Here is a 17,642-nt window from a genome sequence, read left to right as displayed (position 1 = left end):
TCTTTCCGATGCTCGTAAAGAGCTTAACACCACTGTTAGCCACTGGTTTGATTGAGTCCATGATTTCATCCGGAATTTCCGTCCCCGAGGGTGGCGATTTGGATGTTTCAGTATCCATCGAGATTCAACCAGATGGGGTAACGCTTGCTGACATTCAGAGACGACGAGAGGAGGGGACCGAGATAGATTACTTCGAGTCGTGGGTTCTGTATCAGGAAGGCGATATAGAGAAACCGGAGTTGTAACGCGGTTCAGAGAAGGTTTTTCTGCCGTCGAAGGGCGACGGCGTGATCAGGAACATCGCGTCGAATAGAGCGACCGCATTCATGACCGAGCGAAGTAACCACACGAGAACCGCCAGTCGAAGCAAGTGATCAGTAATTCAGATGGTTTCGCCTCCGATGGTGGGGTCGTTGCCGTTCCCTCTGCATCGGATGCAGGCGATGCAGAGATTCAGTCACCGAAGTAGGAGATGATGACCAAGACAACAATATCGATCCGAGAACGGAGCGCGCTCTGACGGAAGAGATGGACGTGTCGCTGCTGCGAAAGGGAGGGGTGTATGAAGTAAAGTCCCACTCAGGCAGCTATTACGAAGGAGATGTAGATGGACGGCTTCCAGATAACCCACGGCCTGGCCAATCCAGTGGCCCAATATCGCAGGCCACCGAGTGCATCGCAAAGCAAATTGAGTCTCTCGAATCCGAGATAGAACATCGGTCGTGGAGACATGAACAGCACCACGAGCTACTACAGTTCTCAAGAGTCTCCGCTGAGGGGAGCTGTAATGAAAATCCAGCTACTGCCCAGATAGACCAGTAACAGGAGGGAAAATGAGATTAACTTTAACATTAAATCGACAGAGTGGAGTTTTAAAACCGTATATTAGAAAGTCTGATAGTGCTGGCCTAATTAGTTACGTTAGATTGTCTAATTAGCGCTGGAAAGCTCGCCACAGGAGCGAATTAGCAAAAATAGTATCATCACACAGTCGAAGATAGAGAACAATGACCGAAGACACGATCGACAACTCGCTTCTATCCAACCTCCATCGTCACAATCCATGGTGGAAAAACGGAGTGAGCGCATTTGACGAATTGAACATTCCAGCACAGAAAAAAAGTGATTTTTATGGGTTCGCATCACCGCATAAATCAGAGCCTGCGCCCGACGGAGTCGACGTTTATGCGTTAGTTGGGCAACGAGGAGTCGGGAAAACCGTTCTCATTAGTCAATTTATCCGTCAGCGAGTCAAAGAGGACGGGATACCACCTCAAAACGTACTCTACATTCCTTTTGACGAAAAACCGCTCTACCAGCTCCAGTCTAATGATCAGTTGCGACGTGCGGTCAACTATTACGAGGGACGTATTTTGAGTCAGGTGTTCGAGAACGATGCACCACAGTACATCATTTTAGACGATATCCATCGAATTGAGCACCCAAACAAATCCTTAGAAGGCTGGGGTAAGGAAGTCAAATCACTAATCAACGAAGCTGAAGATCGGCATGTGATTCTCACCGCGAGTGCAGAACTCCAGATCGAACGAGAACTCAAACGGGTTGGATTTGATTCCGATCGATATTCGGTCTGGCCGATATTCCCAGAGAAGTTCAGTGACCACATACAGAGTGTCTTCCCAGAACTCGGTGAGGACGAGAGGCGGCTGAGTCCAAGACCTATCCGAAAGGGCGAGACGGGATTGCCAAACGCCTGCCGAACGGGAGATCCAACGCAGTTTTTCGAAACGTTACGCGAACTCTACGACTCTGTCGAGGCCGACTCAAGCCGCATCCGTTCACAGGTGGCGCACTATCTTGCACTCGGTGGTGTTCTCAGCTACGAAGCAGAAGGAATAGATTCTGCATCGAACCTCTCAGATGATACCTACAAACGGCGTCGCGAAGACGTACGACTCTCACTCTACCAAGAGATTCCAGGCCTGGATGCAGTAAAGAACATTGCGGACTTAGAACGGTTGTGTGCGCTTGTTGCTGCAGATTTAGAATCGCCGTTTAGGTACAACCGTCTTTCTGACCTATTCGACGTCGATCGGCGAACCCTACGAGAGAGCTACTTCGAGGCACTCGATAAGTTGTTTCTCCTCACTCCGTCGCCAGAATATGATAACAGCCGCCCCCGATCCATTCGACTCTACCTGCGTGATACTGCGCTCGTCAATTCCTATCTAGGCCACAACCCCAGTGAGGTTCTCAACGACTATCAGCTCGAATCCAAACTGGCGCGAGCCATGGCATTCGACCACTCAATGCGGTTCAGTTTCAATATGAACCGTTATGCAGGATATGATTTCGATGACTACGATCCACCAGCTGAACCGACAGTCGAGTACTGGCCCGGAACAGAGGGTGAGGTTGATTTCGTGTTCGAATGTGCTGGTGTCCCCGTTCCGATCGGACTCGGCTACAAAGCAGGTTCAATGGAACCAACAACGAACGCAGTCGCGGAGTTCATCGAGACCTACGAAGCTCCGCTTGGTATCGTTGTCGCGGGAGACACAGCGACCTTACCAGAACCAGTCCAAGTTCTTGAAGAGACTCCTATCGTACGTATTCCATACTGGTTCTATCTCATGCTCGCATAGCAACGCAACGATTGGATAGTGTAAGAACGTATGCAGACTATCTGAATCCCAGACGCTGCAAGAACCCGCGTCTGGGTTCGATACCGGTCCACTCAAAGAACCGCTCAGGTTGACTAAACTCGATCCGTGCTCGTTGCTTTTCTGCCCGAATCGTCGCGGGAACGAGCTTCTGGTACTTCCAAACGTCTTGTGACTCGAGTTCTGCGGAGAAGTCGGCTCGGATGACTCCGTTCCGCGTTTCAAGAGTGAATAGGCCGCTCTCGTGTGCGTGCCGCCACACGCGCCGGCCATGGTCATAGATGTCCTCAGCAGGACCTTCAGACGGGAAGTAGTCCGGTTCGTCACGCCCAGCGAATTCGTACAGCTGTTTGAAGACAGCGCGAGCGACGGCTAACTTGTCCGACCGATCTGGAAGCGAAAGCTCCTGCTCGAACATGAAGTGCGAGAACCAGGAGAAGAGCCGGTTCTGTTCGTTTGCAATCCGGGCGGCTTTCTCGCGCTGATCACCAGTAACGTCGAACATGACGTCGAAGTCGAGGACCTTCATCCTGGTGCGGAACTCCGACTTGGGCTTCGTGTGGTTGCTGGTGAAAATGAATGTGGGAAACGAAACTGAGCCATTCCAGCCACCTTCCCAGTAGGTCTTGACGATGTCCCGCTCGACATTGCCCTTATCGACGTCGTCGACGACGAACGGGAAGACGGTATTCGACCCTCGACACCGGTTGATCGCGTCCTTCGTGAACTGCGTTCCCTCCACAGGTTCTGCCACGTACCCATTCGAGATGAGCCGAGTCGCAAACCGGATGAACATCCCCTTTCCGGAGTCGTTTCCACCGTGAATGTACAGGAAGGGGAGGTCTTTGTCAAGCTCAGCGCCGGGGGTACCAGCGTAGTGACTCGCAAAGTAGTCTGCGAACGGGGCCCAGAAAAAGTAGATCAGTGCCTCATAGAAATGCGCCATCGTTGCCTCGGAGTGCTTCGTGTCCCCAAAGCGCTGAATCGTCTCGATGTACGACTCGACATGTGCTAGTGCGTCGTCGACCTCCGTGGCGTGGTCAGGCGAAGCAGTGAGTTCCAGCGTAGTATTGTCCACCTGCATCCTGACTGACTGCTCTTCCTCATTGACCCACATTATCGGGAAGTCGTCGTTGAACGACCGCATATAGCGGGCGAAGCCAGCTGGCGATCCCCGTAGTTCGGTCGGTTTCACGACGACGTTGTGGCGTGTGAGCGTTGATTTGGCACTTTTGACCGGGCCTTCGAGACCTTGTGGTGAGAGTCGGATCTGCTGGCTCGGTCCCACATCGGTAGGGTCGACATCTCCAGAGCCGTCCGTAGCCAGCGCAACGACTTCGTCTGCCTCGTCCGGGTCGGAAGCCACGTTGACCCGTCGAATTCGCTCGTCGTTTTCGTCGAGAAGATCGACGATACGGCGGTGTAGGTCGCCAGTAGGGTTGTTCGACGGCATCGTTCCATCAACCCAGAGATGCAGTTCCTCCGTTCGCTCCTCCGGTGTCTCGGCAGCATCGAGTCGCTCTGTGAGATCCTTCATGAACACCTCGCATTGCTTTCGATGCGCCTCGTAGAACTTCTCGAACCAGGTGTCGATAACCGAAGTCCCATCCGTCGTAAAGGCAACCAGCATGTTCGTCTGGTTTCCCTCCCACGCTTGTTTCGAGAGGTTGGGTGACCCAAGGATGAGTGTACGCGTACCATCGCGATTCTCGTTCAGGTACAGCTTCGAGTGAAGCGTCACCTGCTTATCGAGGGTGAATAGCTGAAGCTGCTCATCCTGGAGCAGATGGTTTAGCTGTGCTGCTAGGTCGACGTCCCCCTGCAAATCTTTTCGATACTCGCTCTGTCGGTAATCGCCGATGACCACTTCGAGAAAGTCGATGTCGAGTTTTTCGTGATTGAATACTTCGTGAATGATCTGTGGCGACTGAGAGTAGGTGACAGTACGAATCGCCCGTGCCGCACCGAAGTACTTCACGAACGACCGCCACGACCGGACCATCGCGAACTCCATCTCGATTTCGACCGTGTCGTCGCCGTCACTGCGTGGGACTGTGATTGGGGTGCTGAAGTTCATGGGTTTGTGGGGTTTGAACGGACTCAGTGGTGAGATTGCCGCTCACCATCGGCCGAGGGTGACTACAGGTACGGAACCCCCTCGATCAGTTCACCGTGGAGTAGATAGCCCTCTCGAGCGTGCTCAGCGCAGCGGTCTGCGTAGTAGGTAGTAATCGGGAGCCGAACACTCCGCGAGACACTTCCAACGTGGGCTTCACTCAGCCAGTACACCTGCTTCAGGAGCGTCAGCATCGGCGTGTCTCCCGCACGTCGAACAACGCGTAGCGTTTTCGGGGTCCCGAGGTTATCCGAGTCATCGAATTCGGGTTTCCCGGTGGTCGCGATGAACCCGTGGGTATCATCTTGGGAGATGAACAGCCTGCCCTTCTCATCGATTTTGAACGAGTTATCCTCGTACCGGGCGATACGTGGAGCACCACTCTTCCGGACGTCGAGGATGTCGATTGAGACGCCTGAGTCTGCGAACGGCGCCTGAATCTCGTCTGCGTCCTCGAATAGCCGACCGTCGCGGTGGATGACGATGTGCTCGGGGGACCGCCCTTCGCGTCGAACGAACTCCTGGAAAACGTCTTTGATGACGTCGATGATGGATTGTTCGTCGAACGTCTCTCCCGATTGCAGTGTCTGGGTCTTCGAGGCGAAGACCGTCCCGTCAGCGTAGACCACGTTTGCACTGGCCCCGAGATGTTGCCCCGTCTCCGGATCGCGAGTGACGTCGAGGCCAATGAAACAGTCCGCTTCACCGGGCATCTCGTCGACGCGCCATGGGACACCACCGGCACCGGCAATGAGCCCCATCGCAGTATTGTTCATCACCCATCTCGTGCCGAGGTTTTCGGTCACGACCATCTGTGATGGGACCTTTTGCTTTCCGAGCCCTTTCTTGAATTCAGGGTACGGGTCGGTGATATCCCCAGCAACAATTCGGTCGTCGTTCCGTGGCGGGACGACAGCAAGGACAGCGTCCACCGACTCTAGTTCGTTGATCACAGCAAGGTAGCTGAGTTCACCGCCGAGTTCGTAGGGAACATGACGCGTTGCCGTTGGCTCGCAGTGGCATTGTGAAAGCTTGTTCTCGAAGTTCGAAATGAACCGCTTACTCTCCTGTTCGCTCTCCGTAGGATAGACGTACGCGATATCGAAGCTCGTGGGTTGCTGGTAAACCCCGGAGCGAATCCCGCTCGACGGAGTGGTAGCCGTTCGTCCGTCTTTGAATCGGAGATTTCTCTCGCGATCGACAGCCGTCGACATGTAGGACAGACTCGGACCGAGGGGCTCTGGAGCAACCGTCGAATCGATGTCGGGGAGACTGCCGAGATGATCGACGAACTCGATAGCGTGCCGGAACCGCTTGTCTGGGAGCATCTTTGCCTCGCGGTCCCACCGTCGATGGAAGGCTGGGTCAAGCTCCTTGACCACCTCCTTGCGCGGCGCGACTCGGAGTAGCTCTGGCACGTGGATTCGAGCAGGTTCGTCTTCCTGATACTGGATATCGACGAGCTGTGGATTTTTCTCGCGGAGCGCCTCGAGGACGCCTTCAGGAACGCGACCCTTCTGGGCGTACCAGTCTGCAAGTGAGAGGCCACCGAGTTCGTCGAGGGAATCGGTAAAGTGGTGGTCAGTGAATCCCACAACTCGCCCGGTCCCACTGATGTTGTACCGCTCGGGGTCGTGCTCGACGATAGTGCCGACCAATTCGCCAGTCTTGTCCTCGTAGACGTCAGCAGTGACCTGACTCCGTGCGTGGTAACGCACTTCAATGCCCACGAATGCATCACCCGAGGGCATGACATCAACCCGTGCAGCGAATTCGTAACACGCCTCGAAGAGCCCATCTCCGGCAGTGATCGACGGTGTTCGCGCACGAATCCGGTTGATCTGGTACGGGTCGTACGTCGAGTCGTCGATTGCAGCTTTGACGAGTGATTTGAGGAGCCGCTCGATTCGGTGACGATCCCGGGCATCAGCCGCTTTCAGTTCTCTCTCCGTCGGTTCGCTCAGCGAGAACGGGTCTGCGAGTTTATCCGGGAGTTTCCGGGTCGACACGATCCGCATCGGACCCGCATACGCGACACCCGCGCCAGTAATCCGACGGAGCCGACCAGCACATCGGTAGGTGACTGTATCGGGAGGATCCTCGAAGGCCTCAGCCGCTTCAATCGAGTACTCGTAGACCGAGAGGGTATCGAAGGACCGACTGATCGGGAAGAGCGAGAGGTAGGCCTGGTCAGGCGACATGTTTCCGAGGATGGTGTCAACCCGACCTACGTCGTCGGCACTCGTCTCTTCTTCCTCTGATGCCTCCAGGGGTATCGCACGCATATTCGACGAGCCATTCAGACTCTGTTTCCCGTTAAAGACATTTCCGCGTGCGTTCTCGAGTCGGTACCATTGGCCGACCGTCCAGTCGTAATCCGAGAGCGCGTTGTTCTTCCAGATCGCTAGCGCGAACTGGTTCCCGGCACGGTCCGCGACGAGAAGACGAGTCGCCATCTTCGGGCTGGGCTTGTCGATCTCCTTGAGGACCTGAACCTCGATTGTTATCGGCTGCTTGTGGGCAATGTCGTCCTGGGTCTTCATCCTCAAACAGAAGTACGCATCACACAACTTAATTCTAGGGAGAAAGCCGAAACGCGATGTATCTTTCTTAGTTATAGGCACAATCTGAATCAGATTTTTTAATGGCGCGTTAGATGGATTTTCACAGCTATTTAATCCTAATATTAATCTTAAGTACATCAGAACCGCTGTCGAACCACTATTCAGACGCCGAAGCACTGGATAGTAGAAGTGAATCTGCTATACAGGCTCTTCAGGACAGTTGAATAGACGGTCGAGTTCGAAAAGGGGCTCAATGTCCCCTGTGGCATAATGTGAGATCAACCGTTCGAGGTCATCAATCGAACAGGGGCCAGTATCGCCGCTATCGAGTCCATCGACATACAGCTCTCCCAGAACTTGCCCAATGTGCTTGCCCTGTACATGTACGGAGTCAATCGCGTCGTATCCCTGCAGCGACGTCTCCAGATTGTAATCGGAGTAGTAGGTGGGTGTCGTCTCAACGCCCTCCCAGTCACAGAGCGTCTCGAACTTTGGGAAGTCCTTCCATTCCGGAAGTCGATTACCGTGGCGTTCAGTCGCCGGATGTTTCAAATCCTCGTGACCAACGAGCAGCGGTTCAACGTCGACGCCCACAAGTGCGCCCCAGTTGCGAAGGTGGATGGCGTCAAACCCGTCTCCGTTATAGGTGAGCGTACGAGCGGTTCGAAGACGGGACCTCCTATGAACTGGTCGTCCTGAGCGACCCAACGGGCCGCACTGAGGCAATCGATCCAAGAATCGATGTTAACCCGTTCCGTACTGAAGAATCCGAGTGTTACGAACTGCAGGTTCTGACGGACGAAAGAAGTGAGGAGGAAGAATCTACGAAAAAGGATTGAGCGCGGTGGCCACCCTCAAAAAGGGTATAGCGCCATATAATTTATAATTTTGTGTTCCGTGTTTTCAGACCTTCTATCTTCGAAATTTGGGGTTTTGGGAGTTCTCCAGTCTACTGTGTATTAGACGAGTTGTACACAGTAGATTTACGTGGGTCGCCGCCGTCGGTCGAGCACGAACCATGGAACCCGACGAGGGAGACGCTACATCCGGGGGAACGCCGGTCGAGACGGCCATCCAGCAGTATCTCGACAGCGTCGAGGCGGGCAATTCCCGGAAGAACTTCCAGTCGACCCTCGTGACGTGGCAGTCCTGGCTACACGAGGAGCGGGGAGTGACGACCCTCGAGGAGCTGGACGTCCTCGACTGCCGGCGGTACGCTCGCCACCTCAAACGCCGTGTTCGTGCCGGGGACCTGAAAGCGAGTACCGCGACGACCTACTATGCGTACGTCCGTGCGTTCCTCTCCTTCTGCGTTGCCGACGAACTCCTGGATACGAACCCTGCGAAGGCCAAGCGCGCGACCGATGAACTCCCAGAAGACCTCGGTGATGCAGATCGCCAGTTCTGGCGACAAGAACAACGGCGTGCGATTCTGCGCTACGTCGACGAACGAGTCCAGCGTGCGCTCGACGACAAGGCAGACGTCTCTCGCGAGCGAGCCTACCGCGACCGGGCAATTATCTATCTCTTGGCTCTCTCGGGTGTGCGTGGAGCAGAGGTATTCGCCGAACCGTCCGACGAGAAACGCACTGGCATCGCCTGGAAGGACGTCCAGCTCGACGCTGGTGCCGTCCGCGTTCTCGGGAAGTCACGCGAGTACGAGTATGCCCAGCTTCCTGAAAAGGCTGCGACGGCGCTTGAACGGTACAAGACCATCCTCGATCCACCTACTGACGAATGGCCGGTCTTTCCCAGTGCACACGCTCCCTCGAAATACCGCGCCGTACGCGAGCAGCTGTCGAAGCGGGACGTCCCCGACGACGAGATCGAGGCCATCCTCGAGAGCGACAACATCGATACGGTACTCCGAGAACACGATGTCGTCCCTCCAGCAATTTCGACGAACGGAGCACGCAACCTGATGAAGCGGCTCTGTGAGGATGCCGACATCGCCGTCGACGGCGACTATCTGAAACCCCACGGCGCCCGTCGAGGACTGGGTCACGAGCTCTACGCTAACGGTCATGCTGAACTCGCGCAGTCAGCACTCCGTCACGCCAGCATCGAGACAACCCACGAATCCTACTCTGATATCCAAGCTGCAGAGACTGCGCGGCAGGTCGATGATCTACTGAGCGAATAAATTAACCAACGAGAAGCTCTCGGCGTCGTTCGTTGGTTAAGAACCAGCGTCACAGAAAAGCAGTTGATTATAATATTAAGATTAAGTTCGCTCAGAAGTCGACGTGTCGGGTGAGAGCGTGACGGCACTCACGGTGGGGAAGGAATTCAGATGCACGTTCTGGCGTTCCATTCTCGTGTTGACTCGCATGCTCCTCGATAAGTGACTGAAGCATTGTGAGCGGAACAGCCCCACCTTGAGACTCGATGTCTCGTTTGATGCCAGCACATATGTCTGTCGTTCGATGATCATCGGGCCCCATCCATTGGTAGACGTACTCTTGGGAATCAGCTCGAGACGAATAGCTTTGCACCCGTCTCAGGTTTGACATCGCAGCACTTTCCGATCCTATAATCGTGAATACTCTATCTTCATCCAATCCCGTGTGTTCAGTTACCTCGTCGGCGATTCCTCGCATACTATAATTGCCCTCAGTCAGTTTTCTGCAGAGAATCTCAGCGATCTCCTGAGCCTGAGACTCCGGGATATCTTCGTAATGTTGGTGTATCGCCTCAGAACGAGCGTCAACATCGTTCCAGTCGTACTGTGGAATCGTCTCTGACGGTTCTTCCTCGGACGTACGAGTATTCCCAAACAGCCGGTCAATGAGTCCCATAGTTGGATTGTGAGTCGTTAGCACAAAATGATTTACACGAATAGAAGAGTGTCCACTCAGATGTTATCGACTGGATTCAGACAGTAATCCAGTTTCTTAATCTTAAGATTGAGATTATATCACCCCAACCGGGATTCAACCTTGCGTGCTTGACCTCGTCTTACTTCGCCGTTCAATACGGACTCACCAAAATCTACAAGAGTATCGATAGCTAAAAGCGACCATGGTAGCCTTCAGGGAACAGACTGCAGGGATGGAGCTCACGTTCCCACTGCCTGTACCAAACAACCGGCTGTTCCGATATGCTGCAACCGGCGACGTTCTCACACTGCTCGCCAACAACCCGCATACACGGTTCAGCATCCGAGATATTCGACGAGCGACCGATCACAGCCCGAGCAGCGTGACCGATACGGTCGACTTGCTGGCTGAAACAGATCTCGTCCAGATCACACGAGAAGGGAACAAGAAGCTCGTCCAAATCAATCGCAACCGCCTCACGAAGCCCGACGACCCCATCCTCCAAATCCCGCAGTCTGAGTTCCATGATCCGGTTCGCACCCTCGTGGACAGGTTGCGCAGCCGGATCGACAACATTGCTGGCATCCTCGTCTTCGGCAGTGTCGCCCGTGGCGAGGCTGACCGGTCGAGCGACATCGACTGCTTTGTCCTCGTCACCGAGGAGAAGTCGACTGCCCAGCGAATCGCTCACGAAGTCGCACGCGACTTAGAGGAGGAGCGATTCGATGGCGACCGCTACCAGTTCCAGGTCCTCGCCGAATCAGTCGAGAGCGCTACCAACATCGGCGATCGCCTCCGCGAAATCTTCACCGAGGGCATCGTTCTCCACGGAACTGAGGACCTCCAAACGGCCAAGCAAGAGGTACTGACGACTGGACAGTAGTTACGTTGAAGATGCGCTCACGGACGCCCAGCGAGCGTTCGATCGTGAGCCAGTACACAAAGAGTCCGGACTCGATACCGACGACGATGCTCTCCTACAGCTCCGGAAGGCATGTTGCCTCCTCGATGCGGCCCGCTTCCTGCGAACACAGAACGGGTACTACACCGTCGTCATCGAAAGTTCGTTCATCGCCATCGAACGCAGTATCCACTTCTATCTCCTCCACGCAACTGGGATGGACAGCACGGAGTTCGTCACTCACTCGGACGTCTACGAACGAGGTGCCGAGGCGAACTTGTACAGCGAGTCGCTGGGAGACCAGTTCGTCCAGCTCTGGCGGGAGAATCGCTCGAAAACCAACTATCGACAGGCCGTTGGCAGAGAGACACAAGCCGACGCCATGCTCGAGCTCGCGACCGCGGTTCATCAGATTATTCTCGACTATCTCTCGATCGGCCACGAGTGCATCTGCACCCGAGGTTGACAGGCTTAATTCTAATATTAATATTAACTCACCAGCTACGGCCTCTGTAGTTGGCTCTGAGTGAAAGTAAGTTCAGGACAAGAGTCGATCACGTGACGGTCTCGGGGTTGGATGAAGAGGGATTGAACGGAACCGCTCTACTAGAGGTTGGTTGGCGGGAGGAGGTCACAGAGGACGGGCGCTTGTTCAAGCAGAGAGTCAAAGAGGCGCTCAGTAGGCCGAAATAATGCATGATGTTCATCAACGGTGCAGGTGGCCTCCTCATCGTCCGTCCACGAGAGGAAGCCATTGTCGAGAAGCGGAGCTAGCGTCGCATCTAGCGCGGCACCGGTACGCCCAGACTCGACCTCGAGTGTATGACGTGGAAATTGGGAAAGAAAACTGCGGGTACAGCAGCTTAGCACGTGGGCGCGTCGAGCAGCGAATAACTCATTGAGCGCAATACGGTGGGTGCGTGTCCAAAAATCGTCGAGCCTGACGTAGGTGCGAACAATCGGAGAGAGATCATTCAGGGCACCATTTGCGTGGACGATGCCGAGGTCGTTGAGGGCGTGCCAATCGTGGGTCTCGAGAGACTCACCGAGCGGATGGAGGACAGTTTGAAGAGCGTCGTGGTACCGTGACGTGAGAAATTCGCCAGCGACGACGTGGGCGTTGCCGATATTCCGGGTTGGGTGGAGTGCCTCGTGGTGATCGGGATTGCGATGGTCGACATGAGTGCGTGGGTAGGTCATGTTGCACCCCCACAACGAGGCGTCGAGGATTAACATTCCGAGCGTTCAGGAACTGCTTATCGAAGTTCCCGCGTACAGTCGGGTCAGTTGAATGCGTTCTACCTTTTCGAGATCCACGAGCGGTGTCGTCCCTGAACAACTGAGAACGCGTAGCTCGCTACGACGGACGAGGTTCCAGGGCTCCGAAATTAAAACGGAGAGAGTGGTAGCAATTTAATATTAGGATTAAGATTAAGTGGGCGGTGGAGACGCCAGAGAGACAATCGGCCTGCTTCGCTGTGATCGGGTCTGCCGGTGGGCGCTATCTTGGCTATGATAGTCCCAGTCCAAAATATCGCACTGTCTCTTCGACAGTATGTTTAAACACTCAGGATTGTCAACATCCCATATGAGAATATTTGACAAGATATTTGGTAAGCGCCCTTCCTCAAAATCGGAAAAAGCAGCGGAGCCGAGTCCCGATATAGTAATTGAGGGCTCTGTTGAAATCCTCAGAGAGTTACAGGTTCGCCCGGTAGTGTGACCGAATGCAGGCCCTCCCAAAGTCGCGGTTGCTCCGGTTCGTTGAGCAGGCGTACCACTTGGCTCGTCGAGCCGTTGCTCGCTACTCCTCGAAGTTCTCGAAACGTCGGTACACACTTCATCAGCACATCGTCCTCCTCTGTCTCAAGGTTCGGAAGAATACGACGTACCGGACGCTTCTTGACGAACTTATCGAGATGCCCCGGATTCGGAGTGCCATCGATCTGATGGAACTCCCCTCTCCCTCAACGTTGTGTAAAGCGTTCAATCGCCTTGATATGGCTGTTTGGCGGGTTCTTCTCAACCTCTCAGTCACGCTTCTTCCGACTAATGGTGTCGTCGGGATCGATGCCTCCGGTTTCGACCGCAGTCACGCCTCGAAACACTATACAAAGCGAACGAAGTTGACTATTCAGCAGTTGAAAGTCACGCTCCTCGTAGACACGAAGTCGAACGCAATCATCGACTTACACGTGACGACGACACGAAAACATGACTCGCAAATTGCGCCGTTGATTATCAAGCGGAATACCAGTGATGTAGGGATTCTCCTCGGCGACAAGGGATACGATGACCAGAAGATTCGTGTATTAGCTCACGAGGAGGGTGTTCGCCCGCTCATCAAGCACCGCGAGTTTTCGTCGCTCCACAAGGCGTGGAACGCTCGGTTGGACGCTGACCTCTATGGTCAACGGAGTCAGAACGAGACAGTAAACTCCCGCCTCAAACGCAAGTACGGCGCATTCGTCCGCTCACGCTACTGGTGGAAACAGTTCCGTGAACTCGCTGTTGGCTGTCTCACACATAACATCGACAAGACACTCTGAGCGTTAGATACAGACAAAGCACTTACCGTTAGCATAAGTTCAGGTCGCTATGCGCATGCGCATTGGTTTCCTGACTGCGTTCGTCGTGGCGAATCTCGCTCTCGCAGGGTGTGCTACGTCGCCAGCAAGCCAGTCCACGCCAGCAGACACTACAATCGGTCCTCCAACTACGACGACCACGGAAGCCGGAACGACAATCGAGACGGCTGATGAAACATACTCATCGGCACCATCGACGACAGTGACCTGCATGGCGACGTCGCCCCGGTACAATGTGTCGGTGCCTGCGAAGCCTGCGAACCTGACCAGGGAAACCGCCACGGCGCTTGCAAAGAACTTCGACAGACGATACGAGAGAGCGCGGGTTAACGCCACCTACGACAACGTCACGGTCGATAGAATGTCGTTTCGGGAGGTCAATGTCCAGCGTATCGACAGGGGTTTCGAAGTTACGGTTCGATTGTACGTCCAGATCTCGGGTGAAGACCTCCACGCTAAATGGGCCTACCCGACAACCTATCGCATCACCGACCGCGAGTTTGAGCGAGAAGGACGAACACTCACTTGCTGGTGAAAAGCAGTCCTATCTAACGGCAGATTCATCTGGAAAGGTATCGAAACAATGGGATTTCAACAGAGCCTAATTGAGGGTTCTCTGAATTCTGAGTTTATCTCCGGTAACTTCCGTGGATCAAGAGTGATGTTCCAGTCGGTGGAATCTCCCGACGGCGAATGGCACTGCCTCTATGCCAGTTCTGGATCAGATGATGGCGCACCAATTGTGCTAGTGAACTCTTCCGACCAAGTTGCACACGCCTTCAGCGTCACTCGGGTAGAGGATGCTGCTGTGGCCAACAATGGAACAATAGTAGTAACTGACATCGGTGACGCTACCGACCAGGATCTACGTGGGACACTTGTTGTCGTCAATTCTAATGGTGAGTCAATCGTTGAACACGAGTTCAACGCAAACATCTGGAGGTGTGCGATCACTGACAACGGACGATACGCTTCAACGGCTACCCACAACCCAGATCGGACGGTGTACATCTTCGACACTGATACGGGCGAAGTTGTGACGGAATATGAGACGCCCAATCTGAACGGCCCACCACAGAGATTTGGAAGTCACGAAGGCGAAGAGGTATTGTATCTGCTGGATGGTGACTCTCGGTATCGTGCAATAAATCTCGACGGTGAAACGGTGTGGCGGAGCGAGGAACTTGTACGGAAGGATCGTTATGAAGAACTTCGAGCAAGTGGGGAAGAAGCTGATCTGGAAGAAGCTCTAGAACTTCTTGAGGAGGCCTACGAACTTGCGAACGGCGAGTACGAGAAAAAGCCGGTGGCTCGGGAACTCGCAGAGACACACTGGAAGCTTGCCAAAGAGATATGGAAAGAAGAGGATGACACCGACGAGTGGTGGGCAAATCTCAACCAAGCCAAGATGTACTACATGGAGATTCTTCCATGGCACGATGGGAAAAAAGGCGTTGCCAAGGTTCAGCGGAAGCAGGCCAAGTACCACCTCAAGAAGGGTAACGAAAACATGACCCTTGAACTCCTCCAGAACATTGCTACGATGGAGGACGAATACGACGTCCAACTCCTCACAGACCACGACAAGAAGACGATAAAGGAACTTTCCTAAGTGGCGCTCGTTCGAAATTTTCTAACGAAGCAATTGATTTGAAACCGATATTGCAATTGCGGCTAAGCTGGCGTCGACAACAATAGCGAATGACCAACTCGAGGTGAGTCGAAAAAATCGACAGCAGCTTAGTGAGTTTGGCTGCAGGACAGGCTACGGTGGGGACACCACTGGCAGTGATCGCCCGCAGTGTAGTCGTCAAAGGTCGAGTCTTCAGCCGCTTGTAACCGTGTGAGGAGGTCTTCTCGGCATTGCGCTAATTCATTATCAGAGAACGCACGAGTACTCATGTTGGGGCCGACCGACCCGACATAGACATAGCCGGCTTCCTCGATTCGTTCGTCGAAGAGCTGTTGGCAGGCGAGCAGATAGATCGGTAACTGGAGGTTGTCATCGAGCGAGCGCTGCATCGTGGTCGCCTTGTAATCGAGGACGACGAGGTTGCCAGCCGAGTTGCGACAGACAGCGTCAATTTTCCCCGTAATCGTATGACCATCAATGTCAAGCGTGAACGACCGTTCTGCACTGAGGATCTCCCACGAACTTGCCTCAGTGCTGAAATACCGGTCGATGCAGTCCTTGGCCTGATCAACGATATCAGCAGAGTAACTCTCCTGGCGGCCGAGTTCGTCGCAGACATCGTTCCATTCCTCAGGGGATGTCAGACTCCGTTTCGCAGCTAGCTCAGCGGTATCGTGAAAGAGGATACCCGTATCACGAATCGACACGGTGTCGGAACCGGTGGCACCTCGCTGGGGATCCTCGAACGCACGAACGAGATAATCGAGATAGTGACGCCGGGAACACTGGCTGTACTTCTCGAGCGAAGTATAGCTGTGCCGGTGACTCAGCGCAGGACCACCATCCGTCGACAGCGCCTCAACGGCAAATCCAACCGTTGCAGGTGAGACAGAGTCGAGGTCCCCGTTCAGTAAACCACGAGCAAGTGCCAGGACGCGGTCCCGGGCCGCTGACTGGGGTACGGGTTCGCCGTTCACAGAGATAGTCGGATCGACGCCGCCATCGGTCGGAGCAACCTCGTCCGTCCAATCTGTGGCTGCCGGTGGAAGTCCAGCGGTGACCTCTTGCCAGATGGGGAAGGACGCGCCGGTGGCTCGCCAAGGAATTTGCTCGGGGAGCCAGGAGTCGATGAACGATAGCGAGAGATCACCGTCATCAACTCCGCCGTCGTCGGCGTGCCGACCAACGAGTACGAGCTGTTCTTCCGCACGCGTCATGGCGACGTGGAAAATGCGGCGTGCTTCGTACTCGTCGCGCTTTTCGAAGTCCTGGTCGAGCGGGGTAGCAGCTGTCTCTTCGAGCGTGTGGCCGAGTGTATCGTACGAGCGCGTACTCGGTTCCCACTGGTCAGCAGATAGGTTCGGGAGGAAGACGACCGGGAACTCCAGTCCCTTGCTCTTGTGCACGGTCATGATGTTGACCGCGTCACTCACCGTTTCAGCCTGGTCTTGGACGCTTGCGATGCTATCGTCGAGTGACCCCATGAGGGAGAGCAGCTCGAGGAACGACTCGTCTAATGCTGGCTGGAGCGCGCCCTCTCCGAAGGAGTCGATAAGTGACTCCAGGGTTCGTAGGTCTCGTCGTTCTTGTGGCGACAGGTACCAGTGGATATTCGTCTGCTCTTTCAACTCGCGGAACAGACGAGCTACGGAGTAGATCTCTCGCTTGGCACGTAGCGCCTGGAGATCTTCGCGGGCACGACGAACGCGCTCAGGTTCACGAAACTGGTCGAGTGGAAGCGACTGCAATGCCTCCGATAACGAATCAGAGGCAGTGTTGAGTAGTCGTATATCAGCGTCGTGAAGCCGATAGCGCATCGTAAACACACGATTCAGACTGACCTCGTCCGCTGGGTTCGCGAGTGCTTTGAGATACGCGAGGACGGTCTCAACACCAACCGAATCGGCCGCGAGTCCACCGGCGAGTTGATAGGGGATGCCGCGCTCTTCGAGTGCTCGTACTATCGGCTTTGCATGGCGATTTTTCCGTACGAGAAGTGCGATGTCGCCCGCATCATACGTTTCATCGACGTCACCGAGTGACCCTGAAAGGAGGTGGCCGATTGCAGTCGCAATCTGTTCAGCCTGCACTTCATCGTCCCCAGCTGCCGTTACCGTCGCAATGCCATCGCTGGCATCCGCAGCGTCACCGACCGCGGTGAGTTCCTTCTCGCTTCCACGGGCCTCTAGCTGTGCAATGACATTGTTCGCGACATCCAGAATCGGTTGCTTGGAGCGGAAGTTCTCCTCAAGCGTTTCTGGAACCAGCGTCTCGTAGCGTTCCTCGAGTCGGTGCCCGATGTTCTCGACTGCCGCCCCACGCCACTCGTAGATCGCCTGGTCATCATCACCGACCACGAACAGTTTGTCATCGTCCGCGAGCTGGTCGACCAGCTCG

At 54.7% G+C, this 17,642-nt stretch carries 13 protein-coding genes; 8 read left to right on the top strand and 5 right to left on the bottom strand.

Annotated elements, in window-relative coordinates:
• Nucleotides 1–8 precede the first annotated feature (8 nt).
• On the top strand, nt 9–245 hold the full coding sequence (locus BN984_RS18540) for a hypothetical protein (protein WP_156037905.1): 237 nt from the start codon (nt 9–11) through the stop codon (nt 243–245).
• A 762-nt stretch (nt 246–1,007) separates the two neighbouring features.
• The gene (locus BN984_RS19200; protein WP_081909273.1) at nt 1,008–2,606 is read left to right on the top strand and encodes an ATP-binding protein; all 1,599 of its coding nucleotides are present in this window, start codon (nt 1,008–1,010) and stop codon (nt 2,604–2,606) included.
• Between the two features lie 37 nt (nt 2,607–2,643).
• Here BN984_RS19200 and BN984_RS18535 read toward each other — a convergent pair whose 3' ends face one another.
• The 3 genes from BN984_RS18535 to BN984_RS18525 form a co-directional block, all read right to left on the bottom strand.
• Nucleotides 2,644–4,701 (bottom strand): restriction endonuclease PLD domain-containing protein, encoded by a 2,058-nt coding sequence (locus tag BN984_RS18535; RefSeq protein ID WP_049969003.1) that lies wholly within the window; start codon nt 4,699–4,701, stop codon nt 2,644–2,646.
• Nucleotides 4,702–4,763: 62 nt separating this feature from the next.
• Nucleotides 4,764–7,283, bottom strand: coding sequence for a Piwi domain-containing protein (locus BN984_RS18530; protein ID WP_049969002.1), 2,520 nt, complete (start codon nt 7,281–7,283; stop codon nt 4,764–4,766).
• 219 nt (nt 7,284–7,502) lie between these two features.
• A complete protein-coding gene (locus BN984_RS18525) occupies nt 7,503–7,898 on the bottom strand; it encodes a hypothetical protein (protein ID WP_049969001.1) in 396 nt (131 codons plus the stop codon).
• A 424-nt stretch (nt 7,899–8,322) separates the two neighbouring features.
• On the opposite strand from BN984_RS18525, the gene BN984_RS18520 reads away from it, so the two are divergent.
• The gene (locus tag BN984_RS18520) at nt 8,323–9,447 is read left to right on the top strand and encodes a tyrosine-type recombinase/integrase (RefSeq protein WP_049969000.1); all 1,125 of its coding nucleotides are present in this window, start codon (nt 8,323–8,325) and stop codon (nt 9,445–9,447) included.
• A gap of 91 nt (nt 9,448–9,538) precedes the next feature.
• Here BN984_RS18520 and BN984_RS19530 read toward each other — a convergent pair whose 3' ends face one another.
• Nucleotides 9,539–10,102 carry a hypothetical protein gene (locus BN984_RS19530; protein WP_156037904.1) on the bottom strand — a complete coding sequence of 188 codons (564 nt, stop codon included), beginning with the start codon at nt 10,100–10,102 and terminating at the stop codon, nt 9,539–9,541.
• A gap of 223 nt (nt 10,103–10,325) precedes the next feature.
• On the opposite strand from BN984_RS19530, the gene BN984_RS18515 reads away from it, so the two are divergent.
• From BN984_RS18515 to BN984_RS19525, 5 genes are all read left to right on the top strand, one after another.
• Nucleotides 10,326–11,006, top strand: coding sequence for a nucleotidyltransferase domain-containing protein (locus tag BN984_RS18515; protein WP_244877489.1), 681 nt, complete (start codon nt 10,326–10,328; stop codon nt 11,004–11,006).
• Nucleotides 11,007–11,241: 235 nt separating this feature from the next.
• The gene (locus BN984_RS18510) at nt 11,242–11,490 is read left to right on the top strand and encodes a hypothetical protein (protein ID WP_049968999.1); all 249 of its coding nucleotides are present in this window, start codon (nt 11,242–11,244) and stop codon (nt 11,488–11,490) included.
• A 1,261-nt stretch (nt 11,491–12,751) separates the two neighbouring features.
• Nucleotides 12,752–13,573, top strand: a complete 822-nt coding sequence (locus BN984_RS18500) for an IS5 family transposase (protein ID WP_049968998.1) — start codon at nt 12,752–12,754, stop codon at nt 13,571–13,573.
• Between the two features lie 250 nt (nt 13,574–13,823).
• Nucleotides 13,824–14,147, top strand: coding sequence for a hypothetical protein (locus BN984_RS18495; protein ID WP_049968997.1), 324 nt, complete (start codon nt 13,824–13,826; stop codon nt 14,145–14,147).
• Nucleotides 14,148–14,270: 123 nt separating this feature from the next.
• Nucleotides 14,271–15,224 carry a WD40 repeat domain-containing protein gene (locus tag BN984_RS19525; RefSeq protein ID WP_156037903.1) on the top strand — a complete coding sequence of 318 codons (954 nt, stop codon included), beginning with the start codon at nt 14,271–14,273 and terminating at the stop codon, nt 15,222–15,224.
• Nucleotides 15,225–15,352: 128 nt separating this feature from the next.
• On the opposite strand, the gene BN984_RS18485 is transcribed toward BN984_RS19525, so the two are convergent.
• Nucleotides 15,353–17,642, bottom strand: a 2,290-nt coding sequence (locus tag BN984_RS18485) for an ATP-dependent helicase (RefSeq protein ID WP_049968995.1), incomplete at its 5' end; no start/stop codon positions are given.

It is taken from the genome of Haloferax prahovense, from assembly GCF_000723845.1.
GTDB classification, from domain to species: domain Archaea; phylum Halobacteriota; class Halobacteria; order Halobacteriales; family Haloferacaceae; genus Haloferax; species Haloferax prahovense.
Note: the sequence above shows the minus strand (reverse complement) of the source record. Positions and strands in the feature narration are given on the sequence as shown.